We start from the raw sequence: 16,300 nt of genomic DNA, 5'->3' as shown, positions 1-16,300 counted from the left end.
CCGCGCCCGGTCGCGCCCGGTCGCGCTGGGTCGCGCTGGGTCGCGCTGGGTCGCGCCCGGTCGCGCCCGGAGGCGCTGGGTTGCGCTGGGTTGCGCCGGGGCGCGCGCCCGGTCGCGCCCCGCCGCTCAGGCCGTCAGCCCCTGCGTGCTCACAGGATCGGCGGGAGCCGACGCGTAGGATGGATCGGTATCCCCTCCGACGTGAAAGAGGTCGCCGTGGCCACCGCCCGCGATTCCGCCCCGGAGCGCGCCCAGTACTGGGTCGTTCCGGTCGTGCGCGGACTCCTCGCACTCCTGCCCGCGGTCGCCATCACCTTCTCGCAGGACCACTCGGCGGGCCTCGGCCTGCTGGTGTTCGGCGCCTGGGCGGTCGTCTCCGGCCTCGTCGTCGGTGCGCTCTCGCTCCGCTTCGTCACCGACCGCGTCATCCGCTCACTCTTCGCGGTGAGCGCCGTCGTCACCGTCGCGGCCGGTCTGCTGGCCCTCACCGTGCCCGGCGGACTGCCCTTCCTGCTGTTCCTCGTGAGCACCTGGGCGGCCGTCACGGGCTTCATCGAGCTCTACGCCGGCCTCCGCAGCCGAGGCCGCACGTCGGTCGCACGCGACTGGATCGCCGCGGGCGCGTTCACCGCCATCCTCGCCATCGTCTTCCTGCTCCTGCCACCCGACACCGTCACCGCGGTCGGGTTCATCGGGGCGTACCTCGTGATCCTCGGCGTCTACCTCGTCATCGGCGGATTCTCGTCGAAGTGGGCTGCGGCGGCCGACGCCAAGGCCTCCGGATCGGAGCAGCACTCGTGACCAACCCCAACGACGACTACCAGCCGACCCGCCGCGAACTCCTGCGGCCTGCCGAGTACGTCGGCGGCGCTGTGATCGCCGCGCTCTTCGTCGGCGGCGTCGCCCTGTTCGCGACGCGCGACCTCGTGCTCGCCGCCATCGGCGCCGGCGGGGTCTTCATCGTCGTGCTCATGGTCCTCGCGCTGATCGCCATGACGTTCAAGCCCGACGCCGACGAGCGCGCCGAGATCGACGGCACGCCCGGGCCGACGGATGCCGCCGGCGACGGTCGTGCCGACGACGATGCCCTCGGCACCGACCGGCCCGAGGGCCCGACGGGTCACTGACCCGCCGGCCTCGACGAGACTCAGCCCAGTGGCCCGACAGGCCACTGACCCGCCGCGCCCCGCCGCGCCTCAGCCCAGCCGGTCGACCAGGTCGGACGCGAGGCCCGTGTACGACTGGGGCGTGAGCGCGAGCAGGCGCTGCTTCGCGGCATCCCCGATCTCGAGGCCCTCGACGAACTCGGCGAGCTCGGCCGCGCCGACGCGCTTGCCGCGCGTGAGCTCCTTGAGCAGCGCGTACGGGTCGGCGATGCTCGACCGGCCGGCGGCGACCTCGGCGCGGATCACCGTCTGGATCGCCTCGCCGAGCACCTCCCAGTTGCCGTCGAGGTCGGCTGCGAGCACGGCGAGGTCGAGGTCGATCTCGCCGAGGCCGCGCTGGATGTTGTCGAGCGCGAGCATCGAGTGCCCGAAGCCGACGCCGATGTTGCGCTGCGCGCTCGAGTCGGTGAGGTCGCGCTGCAGGCGACTGGTCACGAGCGTGGCGGCGAGCGAGTCGAGGACGGCGCTCGAGAGCTCGAGGTTCGCCTCGGCGTTCTCGAAGCGGATCGGGTTGACCTTGTGCGGCATCGTCGAGGAGCCGGTCGCGCCGGCCACCGGAGTCTGACGGAAGATGCCGAGCGAGATGTAGGTCCAGATGTCGGTCGCGAGGTTGTGCAGGACGCGGTTCGCATGCGAGACCTTGCCGTAGAGCTCCGCCTGCCAGTCGTGCGACTCGATCTGGGTGGTGAGGGGGTTCCACGCGAGGCCGAGCGACTCGACGAACTCGCGGGACACGTCGGGCCACGCGACATCCGGGGCCGCGACGACGTGCGCGGAGAACGTGCCGGTGGCGCCCGAGAACTTGCCGAGGTACTCGGTGTCCTCGACCTGGGCGGCGATGCGCGTGAGGCGGTGCGCGAAGACCGCGAGCTCCTTGCCCATGGTCGTCGGGGTCGCCGGCTGGCCGTGCGTGCGCGAGAGCATCGACGCGTTGCGGTGCTCGCGGGCGAGGTCGGCGATCGTGCCGATGACCGCGCGGTACTTCGGCAGCCAGACCTGCTGCACGGCATCGCGCACGGTGATCGCGTACGAGAGGTTGTTGATGTCCTCGCTGGTGCACGCGAAGTGCGTGAGCTCGGCGAGGTGGTCGAGGCCGAGGTCGTCGAGACGGCGGCGCACGTAGTACTCGACCGCCTTGACGTCGTGCCTGGTCGTGGCCTCGAGCGCGGCGAGCTCGTCGATGTCGGGCTGGCCGAAGTCGGTGACGACGCGGCGGAGCGACGCCTTCTGGCCGTCGGACAGCGGCGAGGTGCCGAAGAAGCCGCGATCGGTCTGCGCGATGAGCCACTCGACCTCGACGTGCACGCGGGCGCGGTTGAGGCCGGCTTCGGAGAGGTGCTCGCCGAGCGTGCCGACGGCCGAGCGGTACCGTCCGTCGAGCGGGCTGAGCGGCTGGGGAGGCAGCGTGGTCATCGTGTTCCTTGTCTGAGAGCGGGAGCGAGTTGGCGGAAGAGCGCCCGAGTCGCCTGCTCTATCATCCCAAGAACTCGATCGAAGGCCGCCGCATCCGAGTAGTAGGGGTCGGGGACATCCTGCAGGGGCGCCAGTTCGGCGTCGAACTCGAGGAGCAGTCGCACGTTCTGCTGCTCGAGCGTGGAGGGCGCCCAGTTGCGGAGGATCCGCGCCTGCCCGCGGTCGAACGCCACCACGAGGTCGAGCTTCGAGAAGTCCGTCGCGTCGAACTGGCGGGCTCGGTGCTTCGACGCGTCGTACCCGGCCCGCTCGAGGGCGGCGAGGGTGCGACGGTCGGCCTGCTCCCCCACATGCCAGTCGCCGGTCGCCGCGGACTCGATCGCGATCCGGTCCGTGAGGCCCGCGCGTTCGGCGAGCGAGCGCAGCACGGCCTCGGCCATCGGCGAGCGGCAGATGTTGCCGGTGCACACGAACGACACCCGGAAGGGCTGCGCCGAATCCCCAGCGGCATCCGCACGCGTCATGGAGTCCATTGTGGCGGCGATGCGGCTCCTCCGCAGCACGCAAGTTCGCCCGCGCTACGCTGTGTGCCTCCGGCGAGAGGATGGCGACCATGGGCGACGCCCCCGAGGCGGATCTGCACGTCGACGCCGAACTGGTCGCGCGGCTCGTGCTCAGCCAGCATCCCGACCTCGACGGCGAGGTCCGTCGTGTCGACAGCGGCTGGGACAACGTCATGTTCCGCCTCGGCGATGACCTCGCGGTGCGGATGCCGCGACGGAGCATCGCCGTGCGGTTGCTGCGCAACGAGCAGCGCTGGCTGCCGGAACTCGCAGCCCGGCTGCCGATCCCCGTGCCGGTCCCGCTCCGGATCGGCCGGCCCGCGCCGGAGCTCGGCTACGAGTCGCCCTGGAGCATCGTGCCCTGGTTGCCCGGCGTCTCGGCGCTCGCGTACGCCTCGTCGGCCGGCTCGACGGCGGATGACTCGGATGCCACCGCCGAGGGCCTCGCGGCGTTCGTCGCCGCGATGGCCGTGCCGGCCCCGGCGGAGGCGCCGCCGAACCCGTACCGCGGGGTCCCGCTGACGGTGCGGGACCGGGATGTCCGGCCGCGCCTGGCGAGCGGGAGGCTGCGCGACGCCGCGGTGCTCGAGCGGGTCTGGGAGCGCTCGCTCGCGGCATCCGAATGGGCGGGGCCGCCCGTGTGGGTGCACGGGGACCTGCATCCGGGCAACCTGCTGGTGCACGCGGACGGGCGGCTCGCGGCCGTGATCGACTTCGGGGACCTGACGTCGGGCGACCCGGCCACCGATCTCGCGACCGCCTGGCTGACCTTCGGTCCGCGCGGGCGCGGCGCCTTCATCGCCCGGCTCGCGGCACGCGTCGACGTCGACGACGCGACCTGGGAGCGGGCACGCGGGTGGGCGGTGGTCCTCGGCGCCATGCTCGTCGACACGCTCGATGCGGCGAGCCCGTTGGGACGTCTCGGGGCCGACGTGCTCGCGCGCGTGGTCGCGGAGGAGCTCGGCGAGGACTGACCACCCACGCTGCCCACGGACTTCTCGGGCCGGCCCTCCGTGAGCGAGCGTGCCGCCCGTCCTCCACAGGCACCGTGGCCGACCGGCGCCCGCGGTCGCGCGGCTGTGGCGATTCGCGCGCCCCGCTCGGCGGCGAGACTGGCCGCATGTCCAGAGACGCCGCCTACGACGACCTCCTGTGGGCCGTGGCCACCGGCGCCGCGGTCACCGCCGAGCATGTCGACGTGGCCCGTCAGGCCGCCGCCGACCTCGGCGCACTCGCCGATGACGTGAGCGCCGGCGCGTACTCGCACCTGCCCTGCGAGCCGACGCAGTGGCGGTCGGATGCCGGTGACGCCTACGCCATCGCGCTCGCCGACGCTCGCCTCGCACTCGTCGCCGCTGCGACGACCATCGCGGATGCCGCGCAGGAGGCCGCCTCGCTCGCCTGGCGGCTCGAGGTCCGCCTCGACGAGCAGAACGCCGTCCTCGCGGCGGGGCCCTCGTCGTGAGCGACGCGCTGACCCTCTCGGGCGGAGGGTCCACGACCGTCGCCCTCGACACGCTCTTCGTCGACGCGAGCCGTCTCGGAGCCGCCGAGGCGAGCGCCAGCGAGTGGATCGAGCGGTTCGCGGTCATCGCGGCCAGGCTCGACGCCCTCGAAGGGGTCAGAACGGCCTGCCTCGACGGCGACCGACTCTCCCCGTCCGTCGGCGGGTCGGCCGGCGCCGCCCTGGCCGAGGCCCGCGAGCGGATCGAATGGCTGCGCGCCCGACTCCTCGAGGCCGCCGAGCAGTACGGGGCGACCGAGCGATTCGTGAGCTCGCTCTGGGACGCCGGCGGTCGCCTTGCGGCGGTCGCGCTCGGTGCCCTGGCGCCAGGGGCCGTCATCCGCACCCTGGGGCTCGCAGCGGTCGCGCTCCCCTTCGTCCTGGCAGGCGTCGGCATCGCCCGGCTCCTCGGGGCGGAACCGCGCTGGAACGACCTCCCGCTCATCCGGTGGCTCGGCGAGCGACGGGCGCTGCTGAACGATCCGGCGTTCGTCCGGCTCGTGCGCACGGCTGCCGACCATGCGGACGACTTCGCGCTCACTGCCGCCTTCGGAACGTCCGCCGGCTCCATCGGCGCCGCGATCGGGGCGCCGATGAGCGCTTCCACGCTGCTCGGTGCCGCCGGAATCGCGTCCACCCTCGGGGTCGGCGGGGGTCTGCTCGCCGACGGTCCCGTCCGCATCGAGGCGGTGCCCGGCGCCCGGCACCCCTCCGAGGCGGCGCCCCCCGCAGGCTCGCGCCCGGTCGCGGCGCCCACCGGCGTCGGCGACCTCGCTGCGAGGGTGCCGCCGAGCGACGGCCGCGCGCAGATCACCGTCGAGCGCTACGACGTCGACGGCGAGCACCGGTGGATCGTCTACGTGGGCGGCACGGTCGACTTCACCCTCGAGGCCGGACGCGAGCCGTTCGACATGACCTCGAACGTGCATGGAGTCGCCGACGACGTCGCACTCGACGCGCTGCGAGCCGGCATCGACTCGGCGGGCGCCGAGCGCGCCGTTCGTGCCGCGCTCGTCGAGGCGGGCGCGGCGCCCGGCGACCCGCTGGTCGCGGTCGGGCATTCCGGTGGGGGCGTGATCGCGGCCGGCCTCGCGGCCGACCCCGAGCTCAACGTGGTCGCGGGCGTCAGCCTCGGCGGTCCGGTCGCGGCCACGCCGATCCGGTCGGGCGTGCCGTTCCTCTCGGCCGAGCACGCCGAAGACCTCGTGCCGGCCACCGGCGGCGCGGGGCATCCGTCGCCCGATCGCCTCGTCGTCTCCCGTTCGGTGCTCGAGCCGGGGCAGGACGACGGCGAGCTCCTCCCGGCGCACCGCCTGGTGCGCTACCAGGAGACCGCGGACCTCATCGACGGCTCCGAAGAGGATCGGCTCGTCGCCTTCCGGCGCACCGTCACGGACTTCACCGGCGGCGCGGGCGGCCACCGCACGCAGTGGCGCGCATCACGTGAGTAGTGGCGCGCATCACGTGAGTAGTGGCGCATCCCGTGAGTAGCGGTGCACCGCCCTGCCGGATGAGGTCAGTCCCGGCTCGGGCGCACCACGAGGCCGATGAGCCAGCTGAACAGGCCGAGCACGAGCGCGCCGAGCACGCCCCACCAGAAGCTGTCGACCTGGAGGCCGAAGCCGATGAGGTCGCTGATCCAGTCGACGATCAGCAGCAGGAGGCCGTTCACGATGAAGGAGATGAGGCCGAGCGTGAGCACGTAGAGCGGGAACGCGACGATGCGGATGAACGTGCCGACGATCGCGTTGACCAGCCCGAAGATCGCCGCGACGAGCAGGTACGTGAGCACCGTGCCGAATGCCGTGTCGTCGTACGGCACGACCGAGACCCCGCCGACCAGCAGGGTGGTGAGCCAGAGGGCGAAGGCGATGACGATGACCTTGACGAGGAAGCGCATGGACCCACTCTCCCACCGAAGGCGGCGGTTCGGCGAGAAGGTACGGTGGCATTCATGACTGCATCCGAGTCGACGGCGCCCGGAATCCGCTTGCGCCCCGAGATCGCCGCGCTCCCCCCGTACCGGCAGGGGCGACCGGCCCCCGACGACGGCTTCAAGCTCTCGAGCAACGAGAACCCCCACGACCCCCTTCCGGGCGTGGTCGAGGCCGTCGCAGCCGCGGCCTCGACGATCAACCGGTATCCCGACGCCACCGCCCTCGCGCTCCGCGAGCGGCTCGCGGCCAGGTTCGGCGTCACCGCCGACGAGGTCATCGTGGGCGCCGGCTCGGTGTCGCTCATCGCGCAGTTCGTCCTCGCCGCGGCGGGCCCCGGCGACGAGGTCGTCTACTCCTGGCGCTCCTTCGAGGCCTACCCCGGTCTGGTCACCGTCGCGGGGGCCACGAGCGTCCAGGTCCCCAACCGCCCCGATCACGGGCACGACCTCGACGCCATGGCCGACGCCATCACCGATCGCACCCGCGTCGTCATCGTGTGCTCGCCGAACAACCCCACGGGGGTCATCGTCACGGCCGACGAGTTCGAGGCGTTCATGGCGAGGGTGCCCGCCGACCGCCTCGTGCTGCTCGACGAGGCCTACATCGAGTTCGTGACCGACGACGAGGCCGTCGACGGCAGCACGCTCCTCGGCCGCCACCCGAACCTCGTGCTGCTGCGCACCTTCTCGAAGGCCTACGGCCTCGCCGGCCTCCGGGTCGGGTACGCGATCGGGCCCGTCGCGATCCTCGACGCCGCGCGCGCGACCGCCATCCCGCTGGGCGTCACCGCGGCCTCCTCGGCCGGGGCGCTCGCCTCGCTCGAGGCCGCGGCCGAGGCCGAGCTCCTCGAACGCGTGTCCGTCATCGCCGAGCGCCGCGATCGGCTCCGGGCCGGACTCATCGCCCAGGGCTGGCCCATCCCCCAGGCGCAGGGAAACTTCGTCTGGCTGCCGACCGGTGAGCACACCGTGCACGTGGCCGATCGGTTGTTCGAGGCATCCGTGGTCGCCCGTGCTTTCCCGCCCTCGGGCATCCGGATCTCGGTCGGCGAAGAAGCCTCTGTCGAAATCCTCCTCGGGATTCTGGGTGAGCTTGTACCGACTTCACAAGAAGGGCATCCGAAGTAGCGGGTAGCGTGGAACGGTGGCCGCTCAGGAACGAGAATTCACCGCGCCGACGGTGCAACTGCTGACCCCCCAGGGCGAGCTTCGGCCGAGCCCTGAGGCCGAGGCCTACCTCCCGATCATCGAGGCGCTCGGCGACGAGGTGCTCGAGCAGTTCTACCGGGACATGACGGTGTCGCGTCGCATCGACGTCACCGGTGCCAACCTGCAACGGCAGGGCCAGCTCGCGCTCTGGGTCCCGAGCCTCGGGCAGGAGGCCGCCCAGGTCGGCTCGGCGCGCGCGGCGCGCCCGCAGGACCACATCTTCCCGTCGTATCGCGAGCACGTCGTCGGCATGATCCGCGGACTCGACCCCGTGCGCATCTTCGCGCTGCTCCGGGGTGCGACGCTCGGCGGCTGGAACCCCGCCGACAACGGCAACTTCCACCTCTACACGCTCGTGCTCGCGTCGCAGACGCTGCACTCCACGGGCTACGCCATGGGCATCCGCTTCGACGGCGCCTGCGGCACGGGAGACCCCGAGACGGATGCCGCGGTGCTGGTGTACTACGGCGACGGGGCCACGTCGCAGGGCGACGCGAGCGAGGCGCTCGTGTTCGCCTCGAGCTACCAGACCCCGCAGGTCTTCTTCGTCCAGAACAACCAGTGGGCCATCTCGGTGCCGGTGTCGCGCCAGTCGCGCAGCCCGCTGGGCCTCCGCGGCGGCGGCTTCGGCATGCCGAGCCTGCGCATCGACGGCAACGACGTCCTGGTCAGCTACGCCGCCAGCCGGGTCGCGCTCGAAGAGGCCCGCGCCGGCCAGGGGCCGACCTTCATCGAGGCCCTGACCTATCGCATGGGCGCGCACACGACGGCGGACGACCCCACCAAGTACCGCACCGACGACGAGGTGACCTACTGGGCCGAGCGCGACCCGATCTCCCGGTATCGCACGTGGCTCGAGTCCCGCGGGGCATCCGCGGAGTTCTTCGCCACGGTCGATGAGGAGGCGGCGGATGTCGCGAGCGACGTCCGCAAGCGGGCCCTCGAGTTGACCGCGCCGACGCGCGAGAAGATCTTCGCCCACGTGTACAGCGAGGCGCATCCGCTCATGGCGGAGCAGGCGGCCTGGCTCGACGCGTACGAGAACGGATTCGAGGGGGGCGCCGCATGAGCACCGATATCGAGGAGCAGTTGCAGGCCGGCGCGATCGAGCCGGCCGAGGCGCCCGAGGCGGCCGTGCCCGTCCCCGCGGCAGGCGCCGATGGCGCCGACAGCCGGGCCGGCGTGAAGGGCATCCAGACGCTCTCGATGGCCAAGGCCATCACCGCGGGCCTCCGCGAGGCGCTGCGCGCCGACGACAAGGTCCTGCTCATGGGCGAGGACATCGGCCCGCTCGGCGGCGTGTTCCGCGTCACCGAAGGGCTGCAGGCCGAATTCGGCGATCACCGGGTGCTCGACACGCCCCTCGCGGAGTCCGGCATCGTCGGCACGGCCATCGGCCTCGCGATGCGCGGGTACCGCTCGGTCTGCGAGATCCAGTTCGACGGCTTCATCTTCCCCGCGTTCGACCAGATCACGACGCAGCTCTCCCGCATGACCCTCCGGCACGACGGAACGCTCTCCATGCCGATCGTGATCCGGGTGCCGTACGGCGGTCACATCGGCTCGATCGAGCACCACCAGGAGAGCCCCGAGGCGTACTTCGCACACACGCCGGGCCTGCGCGTGGTCAGCCCGTCGAGCCCGCACGACGCGTACTGGATGATCCAGGAGGCCATCGCCTCGAACGATCCGGTGATCTTCTTCGAGCCCAAGAGCCGGTACTGGCCCAAGGGACCGGTCGACCTCGACCACTCCGGGGTGCCGCTGCACGCGAGCCGGGTCATCCGCTCCGGCACGGATGTCACGGTCGTGGGCCACGGCGCGATGATCTCGACGCTGCTCCAGGCGGCCGACATCGCGGCGGGCGAGGGCACGAGCCTCGAGGTCGTCGACCTGCGCTCGCTCTCCCCCATCGACTACGGACCGCTGCTCGAGTCGGTGCACCGCACGGGCCGGCTCGTCGTGGCGCAGGAGGCGTACGGCTCGGTGAGCGTCGGCTCCGAGATCGCGGCGACGGTCGCCGAGCGCGCGTTCTACGCGCTCGAAGCGCCCGTGCTGCGCGTCTCGAGCTTCGACACGCCGTTCCCGCCGGCCGCGCTCGAGACCGAGTACCTGCCGAGCCCCGACCGGGTGCTCGAGGCCGTCGATCGCGCGCTCGCGTACTGAGCCGCGACACGAGACCGATATGACGACGACGGCATAGACCGACTGCGAGGGTGGACGAATGACTGAGATCCGGTTCCCATTGCCCGATGTCGGCGAAGGACTCACCGAGGCCGAGATCGTGCAGTGGCGCGTCGCCCCCGGTGACGCCATCGCCCTCGACCAGGTGTTCGTCGAGATCGAGACCGCGAAGTCGCTCGTCGAGCTGCCGAGCGCGTTCGAGGGCGTCGTGACCGAGCTCCTCGTGCCGGAGGGCTCGACCGTCGACGTCGGCACCCCGATCCTCGTCGTGCAGACGGCCGACCAGTCCGCGCCCGCCGCCGTTCCCCCGACCGGAGGCCCGGTCGCCGCCCACGCCGTGAACGGCGCTGCGGCGCCGGCCGCGCCCGCTGCTGCGGCCGCGACGTCCGGCGTCGCCTCCGCCCCGCAGCCCGCCGCCACCGTCGCGTCGCACGCGCCCGCCGCATCCGAGGGCGGCGGCGCCGTGCTCGTCGGCCACGGCTCGTCCGGTCCGTCGCGCACGCGACGTCGGCAGCGGCATCCGTCGCCCGGTGGTGCCCACGAGCACCTGGCCGACGCCGCGCCGGCGCCGGCTCCGGTCGCCGTGCCCGAGCGCCCCGCCGCGGCATCCGCCCCGGCTCGCGCTGAGCCGTCGCTGCCCGTGATCGCGAAGCCGCCCATCCGGAAGCTCGCGAAGGACCTCGGCGTGGAGCTCTCGCGCGTGTCCCCGACCGGGCCGATCGGCGACATCACCCGCGACGACGTGCTCCGCGAGGCGACCCAGGCCAGCGTCTTCCGCAACATCCAGACGCCGGAGCTGCCGACCGACCGCGAAGACCGGATCCCGGTCAAGGGCGTCCGCAAGGCGATCGCCTCGGCCATGGTGCAGAGCGCGTTCCAGGCCCCGCACGTGAGCGTGTTCGTCGACGTCGACGCGACGCGCACGATGGAGTACGTCAAGCGGCTCAAGGCCTCGACCGACTTCACCGGGGTCCGGGTCTCGCCCCTGCTCATCATGGCGAAGGCGATGATCTGGGCCGTGCGCCGCAACCCGTCGGTGAACGCGCAGTGGACCGACTCCGAGATCATCGTGAAGCACTACGTGAACCTCGGCGTCGCCGCGGCGACGCCCCGCGGGTTGATCGTGCCGAACGTGAAGGAGGCGCAGGCGATGACGATGGTCGAGCTCGCGACCGCCCTCGAGCAGCTCACCCTGACGGCACGCGAGGGCAAGACCCAACCCGCCGAGATGGCGAACGGCACGATCACCGTGACGAACATCGGCGTCTTCGGCATGGACACGGGCACCCCGATCCTGAACCCCGGTGAGGTCGCCATCGTGGCGCTCGGCACCATCAAGCAGAAGCCCTGGGTCGTCGACGGCGAGGTGCGGCCGCGCTACGTGACGACGATCGGCGCCTCGTTCGACCACCGGGTGGTCGACGGCGACGTCGCGAGCCGGTTCCTGGCGGACGTCGCCTCGATCATCGAGGAGCCGGCGCTCCTGCTCGAGTAGCGGGGTTCCGCGGCCGTGCGGCCGCCAGGTCGCGCCCGGGTCAGAACCGGATCGCGTACGTGATGGACTCGCTCGTGCGCGACCGCTCCCCCATGCCGACGCGCTCGAGCACCCGACGGGCCGGCAGGTTCGCGATCTCGGCCTCGGCCGTGGCGACGAGCCCGCCGTTGGCCCGAACCAGTGCGAGCGCCTCGCCGACCACGATCTCGGCGAGGCCGCGCCCGCGCGCCGCTGGGACGAGTCCGAACGCGAACTCGATCTCGCCGTCGTCGCTGAGCGGGCCGAACAGGTTGACGCCGCCGATGGCGGCGCCCTCGTCGGGGAGTCGGACGAGGTAGGGGCCGAACGGCGCCGGATCGCCGGACATGCGCACGGCGCGGACGAACTCGCGCAGCAGCTCGGGCTCGTCGGTGAAGGAGTAGCCGCCGGCCCAGCCGTCGTGAGGGTCGACCTCGCCGGACAGGAGCCGCTCGGCGTCTTCGACGGTGAACGGATGCAACGCAAGGGAGGGGGTCGTCGTATCCACGTCGTTCATGGTGGCATGTGCGACCGACATGCGCGAGCGGTCCACCCCGAGAGTTCACAGCGACGTAACGCTGCACGTGATTTTGACAACCATTATCAATAAGCGTAGGGTCGAAGACATGCCGACCACCTCGACGCCCCGCCCGCGCCCCCGCACCATCGGCATGTTCGCAACCGCCGGCGCCGGCGTGCTCCTGCTCGCCGGATGCGCCGCGCCCGCGGCATCCGACACCGGCGACGGTCCGAAGATCGTGGCGACGACCACGCAGGTCGGCGACTTCGTGCACGAGCTCGTCGGCGACTCGGCCGAGGTCACCCAGCTCCTCTCCCCCGGCCAGAGCGCGCACAGCTTCGACCCCTCCGCGGCCCAGCTGCTGGCGCTCTCCGACGCCGACGCCGTCGTCATGAACGGCGCCGGCCTCGAGTCCTGGCTCGACGACGCGCTCGAGGCCGCCGGCTTCGACGGCGAGCTCGTCGACGCGAGCGAGGGCATCGAACTCTTCGGCACCGACGATCACGGCCATGGTGATGAGGAGGGCGACGCGCATGCCGAGGACGAGCACGCGGAACATGCCGAGGAGGAGCACGCCGAGGACCAGCATGCCGAGGACGAGCACGCCGGGCACGACCACGAGGGCGGCAACCCGCACATCTGGACGGACCCGGCGCTGGCCGTGGCGATGGTCGAGAACATCGGCGCGGGCCTCGCCGGCATCGACGGTGTCGACGCCGCGGCCCTCGAAGGCAGCCAGGCGGCCTACGTCGAGCAACTGAACGCCCTCGACGCCTGGATCGAGGAGAGCGTCTCCCCCGTGCCCGCCGACGAGCGCCTCCTCGTGACCAACCACGACGCCTTCACGTACTACATCGATGCCTACGACCTCGTGTTCGTGGGCAGCGTGATCCCGAGCTTCGACGACAACGCCGAGCCCAGCGCGCACGACATCGACGAGCTCGTCGCCGCGATCAGGGAGACGGGCACGAACGCCGTCTTCTCCGAGGCCTCCCTCTCCCCCAAGACGGCCGAGGCGATCGCGAACGAGGCCGGGGTCACGGTCTACTCGGGTCCCGACGCCCTCTACGGCGACTCGCTGGGCGAGCCCGATTCCGAGGGCGGCACGTACCTCGGCTCGCAGATCCACAACACGCGCCTGATCGTCGAGTCCTGGGGTGTCGAGCCTTCCGCCCTGCCCGACGCACTGCGATGATGACGGCATGACCGAGAACGTGGTGCGCCTCGACGACGCCACCTTCACGTACCCCGGAGGCAGTTCCGTCGGCGGGTTCGACTTCGCCATCGGGCGTGGTGAGGCGGTCGCGCTCATCGGGCCGAACGGCGCTGGCAAGTCCACGCTGCTGCGCGGGATCCTGGGACTCGTGCCGCTGACGCACGGTCGGATGAGCCTCGGAGAACCCGTCGGCGAGGCGTCAGGGCCGATGGCGGATGCCGCGGCTCGGCCGGTCACGGCGAAGCATTCCGATCGCGGCATGCTCGGATTCCTGCCGCAGAGCATGGAGTTCGACCTCGACTTCCCGATCAGCCTCGAGCAGGTCGTGATGCAGGGACGCTATCGCCGTCTGGGGCTCCTGCGGTGGCCCGGGAGAGCCGATCGGGCCGCCGTCCGCCACGCGCTCGAGACGGTCGGACTCGAGGAGCTCGCCGCCACGCGATTCGGCCAACTCTCGGGCGGGCAGCGCCAGCGCGGCCTGCTCGCACGCGCACTGGCGGCCGAGCCCGAGCTGCTGCTGCTCGACGAGCCCTTCAACGGACTCGACCAGCCGAATCGCGACGCACTCGTCGCCACCCTTCGCCGCCTGAAGCGCGACGGTGTCGCCGTGCTCGTGTCGACGCACGACCTCGAGCTCGCGCAGCAGGTCTGCGACCTCGTGCTGCTCGTGAACGGTGGCCAGTTGTCGTTCGGGCCAGTGGCGGACGTGCTCACGCTCGGCAACGTGCAGCGGTGCTTCGACGGCGTCGAGGTCGAGATCGACGAGCACACGCTGGTCGTGCCCGGCCACGAGGGCCATTGATGCCGCACTCGGCATGCAACTCCGGCGGGCGGCGGGGGAGTGGTCGCGCATGAGCCTCGGTGAGGCGCTCTTCGGCGCCTTCGCGGTGCCGTTCATGGGGCGGGCGCTCGTCGTGCTCCTCGTCCTCGCCATCGTCGCCGGCGTGGTCGGGGTGCTCGTGAACCTGCGCGGGCTCGAGTTCATCAGCGACGGGCTCACCCACGCGGTCTTCCCCGGGCTCGCGATCGGCCTGGCGATCGGGGGCACCGCGGGAGTGCTTCCGGGCGCGGCCGTGGCCGCGCTCCTCGGAGCCGTCCTCCTCACCTGGCTCGGCCGAACGGGGGTAACCACCGATGCTGGTATCGCCGTCGTGCTGACGACGACGTTCAGCATCGGCGTCATCGTCGTCTCGAGGAGCGACGACTACGCCGGCGCGCTCGAGGCCCTGCTCTTCGGCCGCGTCCTCACGATCCCGCCGAGCGAGGTGCTCCCACTCGTCGTCGTCAGCGTCCTCGCCCTGGTTCTCGTCGCACTGACGGGCAAGCAACAGCTCTTCCGCGCCTTCGACCCTGCCGGCAGCCGTGCAGCAGGGGACTCGCCGTTCGGCCTCGACCTCGGGCTCAACATCGCGGTCGCGCTCGTGGTCGTCGCGGGTGCGAGCACCGTGGGCTCGTTGCTCGTCCTGGCCTTCCTCGTCGTGCCGGGGGCCGTGGCCCGCCTCGTCTCCGTCAGGCTCTGGCTGCTCTTCCCGATCGCCGCGGTCTTCGCCGCCCTCGCATCGTGGCTCGGCCTGGCCGCGGGCTTCGCCGCGAGCGTGGGCGCGGGCGTCGACCTGCCCGCCGGGAGCACGGTCGTCGCGGTCTTCGTGCTCGGCTATGCGATAGTGCTCGGCGTCCGCCTGCTGCGCGACCGGTTCGCCCGAGGCATCCGCTCGGAGCATCGGAGCGTGGCGGGCACGGGGGAGCGGACCGCATGAGCTACTTCGAACGGGCGCTGGTCGCGGCGATCATCATCGGCGCCGTCGGCGGGTTCGTCGGCTGCCTCGTGGTCCTGCGCCGGCGCACCTTCTTCGCCCAGGCGCTCACGCACGGCACGTATCCGGGCGCCGTCGCCGCGGCGGCGCTCGGCGTGAGCGTGCCGCTCGGCGCGGCCGCGGCATCCGTCGTGCTCGTGCTCGTGATGACCGGCATCGCGCGGGTGCGCAATCAGGGTGCCCAGGTGGCAGCGGGCATCGTGCTCACGGGCGGCTTCGCGGCCGGCGCGATTCTGGCGGCGGTCGTGCCGAGCCTTCCCGTGCAGCCCGAATCCCTGCTCGTCGGCTCGATCCTCACGGTGACCCCCGCAGACATTCTGCTCGCGGCATGCGTCGGCCTGGTGGCGCTCGTGCTGGTCGTCGTCTTCGGCCGGCGCATCGTCTTCTCGACCTTCGACCAGGCCGGATTCAGGGCCGCCGGATACCGCGAATGGCCGATCGAGCTCCTCGTGCTCGGCCTGACCGCGGCGACGGTCGTCAGCGCGCTGCCCGCGGTCGGCGCGATCCTCGCGATCGCGCTCATCGCGGCGCCCGCGGCCGCCGCACGACTGGTCACGACGACCTACCGGGGCATGCTCGTGACGGCCCCGGCCATCGGTGCGGCATCCGGGGTGCTCGGCGTGCTCGCCTCGCGGGCCCTCGCGATCGCCGCCGGTCCCGCGATCGTGCTCGCCGCCACCGGCTTCCTGCTCCTGGCGCTGCTCGGTTCCAAGCTTCGCGCACTACCGTGGAGGGCATCCGCGATTCCCGTGGAGACCGCAGAGGATGCACGCACCGCATGAAGCGAAACACCTGGCAACGCGAAGCCGTTCGCGAGGCCCTCGACGACACCGAGGGCTTCATCAGCGCGCAGGCGCTGCATTCGACACTGCACGCCAGTGGCTCGCCCATCGGACTGGCCACCGTGTACCGCGCCCTCGGAGACCTCGCCTCGAGCGGCGAGGCCGACTCCCTGCAGTCACCCGAGGGCGAGGCCCTCTACCGGGCGTGCAGCACCACCGGGCACCACCATCACCTGATCTGCCGCAACTGCGGTCTCACGGTCGAGATCGCCGCCGACGAGGTCGAGGCCTGGGCCAAGGGGGTCGCGGCCGAGCACGGCTTCACCCAGGCCGCTCACGTCGTCGACGTGTTCGGCCTGTGCGCGAACTGCACGAAGCTCGTCGTCGCCGACGGCGCCGACTCGAAGGTCGAGGCCGACCGGGGCTGAGGCCGGCCTGGACGGCAGGCCGACCGGGGCTGAGGCCGACCGGGACGGCTCG

18 protein-coding genes are annotated in these 16,300 nt (G+C 72.1%); 14 read left to right on the top strand and 4 right to left on the bottom strand.

Features of this window, described 5'->3' with window-relative positions; all coding sequences use genetic code 11:
• The first annotated feature begins 201 nt into the window (after window positions 1-201).
• Window positions 202-801: a hypothetical protein gene (locus tag GQQ95_RS08620; RefSeq protein ID WP_170297022.1), complete on the top strand. Its 600-nt coding sequence runs from the start codon at window positions 202-204 to the stop codon at window positions 799-801.
• Window positions 798-1,127, top strand: coding sequence for a hypothetical protein (locus GQQ95_RS08615; RefSeq protein ID WP_157427236.1), 330 nt, complete (start codon window positions 798-800; stop codon window positions 1,125-1,127). Before GQQ95_RS08620 ends, GQQ95_RS08615 begins: the two co-directional genes overlap by 4 nt.
• A gap of 69 nt (window positions 1,128-1,196) precedes the next feature.
• Here the strand turns inward: GQQ95_RS08615 and purB are convergent, their stop codons facing one another.
• Both purB and GQQ95_RS08605 read right to left on the bottom strand, forming a co-directional pair.
• A complete protein-coding gene (gene purB, locus GQQ95_RS08610; RefSeq protein WP_157427235.1) occupies window positions 1,197-2,579 on the bottom strand; it encodes an adenylosuccinate lyase in 1,383 nt (460 codons plus the stop codon).
• Window positions 2,576-3,103 carry a low molecular weight protein-tyrosine-phosphatase gene (locus GQQ95_RS08605; protein ID WP_157427234.1) on the bottom strand — a complete coding sequence of 176 codons (528 nt, stop codon included), beginning with the start codon at window positions 3,101-3,103 and terminating at the stop codon, window positions 2,576-2,578. The genes purB and GQQ95_RS08605 overlap by 4 nt, the downstream gene beginning before the upstream one ends.
• An 89-nt stretch (window positions 3,104-3,192) precedes the next feature.
• Here GQQ95_RS08605 and GQQ95_RS08600 point away from each other — a divergent pair, with 89 nt between their 5' ends.
• From GQQ95_RS08600 to GQQ95_RS08590, 3 genes are all read left to right on the top strand, one after another.
• Window positions 3,193-4,116 (top strand): aminoglycoside phosphotransferase family protein, encoded by a 924-nt coding sequence (locus tag GQQ95_RS08600; protein ID WP_157427233.1) that lies wholly within the window; start codon window positions 3,193-3,195, stop codon window positions 4,114-4,116.
• Window positions 4,117-4,262: 146 nt separating this feature from the next.
• On the top strand, window positions 4,263-4,607 hold the full coding sequence (locus tag GQQ95_RS08595) for a hypothetical protein (RefSeq protein ID WP_157427232.1): 345 nt from the start codon (window positions 4,263-4,265) through the stop codon (window positions 4,605-4,607).
• Complete coding sequence (locus GQQ95_RS08590; protein ID WP_157427231.1) at window positions 4,604-6,097, top strand: hypothetical protein; 1,494 nt, start codon at window positions 4,604-4,606, stop codon at window positions 6,095-6,097. Before GQQ95_RS08595 ends, GQQ95_RS08590 begins: the two co-directional genes overlap by 4 nt.
• 65 nt (window positions 6,098-6,162) lie before the next feature.
• Here GQQ95_RS08590 and GQQ95_RS08585 read toward each other — a convergent pair whose 3' ends face one another.
• Window positions 6,163-6,546: a phage holin family protein gene (locus GQQ95_RS08585; protein WP_157427230.1), complete on the bottom strand. Its 384-nt coding sequence runs from the start codon at window positions 6,544-6,546 to the stop codon at window positions 6,163-6,165.
• Between the two features lie 54 nt (window positions 6,547-6,600).
• On the opposite strand from GQQ95_RS08585, the gene GQQ95_RS08580 reads away from it, so the two are divergent.
• The 4 genes from GQQ95_RS08580 (at window position 6,601) to GQQ95_RS08565 (ending at window position 11,470) form a co-directional block, all read left to right on the top strand.
• On the top strand, window positions 6,601-7,710 hold the full coding sequence (locus GQQ95_RS08580) for a histidinol-phosphate transaminase (protein ID WP_157427229.1): 1,110 nt from the start codon (window positions 6,601-6,603) through the stop codon (window positions 7,708-7,710).
• Window positions 7,711-7,726: 16 nt separating this feature from the next.
• Window positions 7,727-8,860, top strand: coding sequence for a thiamine pyrophosphate-dependent dehydrogenase E1 component subunit alpha (locus GQQ95_RS08575; protein ID WP_425482564.1), 1,134 nt, complete (start codon window positions 7,727-7,729; stop codon window positions 8,858-8,860).
• Between the two features lie 137 nt (window positions 8,861-8,997).
• A complete protein-coding gene (locus GQQ95_RS08570; RefSeq protein WP_246205320.1) occupies window positions 8,998-9,957 on the top strand; it encodes an alpha-ketoacid dehydrogenase subunit beta in 960 nt (319 codons plus the stop codon).
• Window positions 9,958-10,015: 58 nt separating this feature from the next.
• Window positions 10,016-11,470, top strand: coding sequence for a dihydrolipoamide acetyltransferase family protein (locus tag GQQ95_RS08565; protein WP_157427227.1), 1,455 nt, complete (start codon window positions 10,016-10,018; stop codon window positions 11,468-11,470).
• 40 nt (window positions 11,471-11,510) lie between these two features.
• Here the strand turns inward: GQQ95_RS08565 and GQQ95_RS08560 are convergent, their stop codons facing one another.
• On the bottom strand, window positions 11,511-11,996 hold the full coding sequence (locus tag GQQ95_RS08560; RefSeq protein WP_170297021.1) for a GNAT family N-acetyltransferase: 486 nt from the start codon (window positions 11,994-11,996) through the stop codon (window positions 11,511-11,513).
• Between the two features lie 118 nt (window positions 11,997-12,114).
• Here GQQ95_RS08560 and GQQ95_RS08555 point away from each other — a divergent pair, with 118 nt between their 5' ends.
• The 5 genes from GQQ95_RS08555 to GQQ95_RS08535 are packed head-to-tail and all read left to right on the top strand — an operon-like array spanning window position 12,115 to window position 16,248.
• A complete protein-coding gene (locus tag GQQ95_RS08555; RefSeq protein ID WP_157427225.1) occupies window positions 12,115-13,203 on the top strand; it encodes a metal ABC transporter substrate-binding protein in 1,089 nt (362 codons plus the stop codon).
• Between the two features lie 7 nt (window positions 13,204-13,210).
• Window positions 13,211-14,026 (top strand): metal ABC transporter ATP-binding protein, encoded by an 816-nt coding sequence (locus GQQ95_RS08550; protein WP_157427224.1) that lies wholly within the window; start codon window positions 13,211-13,213, stop codon window positions 14,024-14,026.
• Window positions 14,027-14,075: 49 nt separating this feature from the next.
• The gene (locus tag GQQ95_RS08545; RefSeq protein ID WP_157427223.1) at window positions 14,076-14,981 is read left to right on the top strand and encodes a metal ABC transporter permease; all 906 of its coding nucleotides are present in this window, start codon (window positions 14,076-14,078) and stop codon (window positions 14,979-14,981) included.
• On the top strand, window positions 14,978-15,820 hold the full coding sequence (locus tag GQQ95_RS08540; protein ID WP_157427222.1) for a metal ABC transporter permease: 843 nt from the start codon (window positions 14,978-14,980) through the stop codon (window positions 15,818-15,820). Before GQQ95_RS08545 ends, GQQ95_RS08540 begins: the two co-directional genes overlap by 4 nt.
• Window positions 15,817-16,248, top strand: coding sequence for a Fur family transcriptional regulator (locus GQQ95_RS08535; RefSeq protein WP_157427221.1), 432 nt, complete (start codon window positions 15,817-15,819; stop codon window positions 16,246-16,248). The genes GQQ95_RS08540 and GQQ95_RS08535 overlap by 4 nt, the downstream gene beginning before the upstream one ends.
• The last annotated feature ends 52 nt before the right edge of the window (window positions 16,249-16,300 follow it).

Source organism: Agromyces salentinus, assembly GCF_009749395.1.
In the GTDB taxonomy this organism is placed as follows: domain Bacteria; phylum Actinomycetota; class Actinomycetes; order Actinomycetales; family Microbacteriaceae; genus Agromyces; species Agromyces salentinus.
This window is presented reverse-complemented; position numbering and strand designations above follow the sequence as displayed.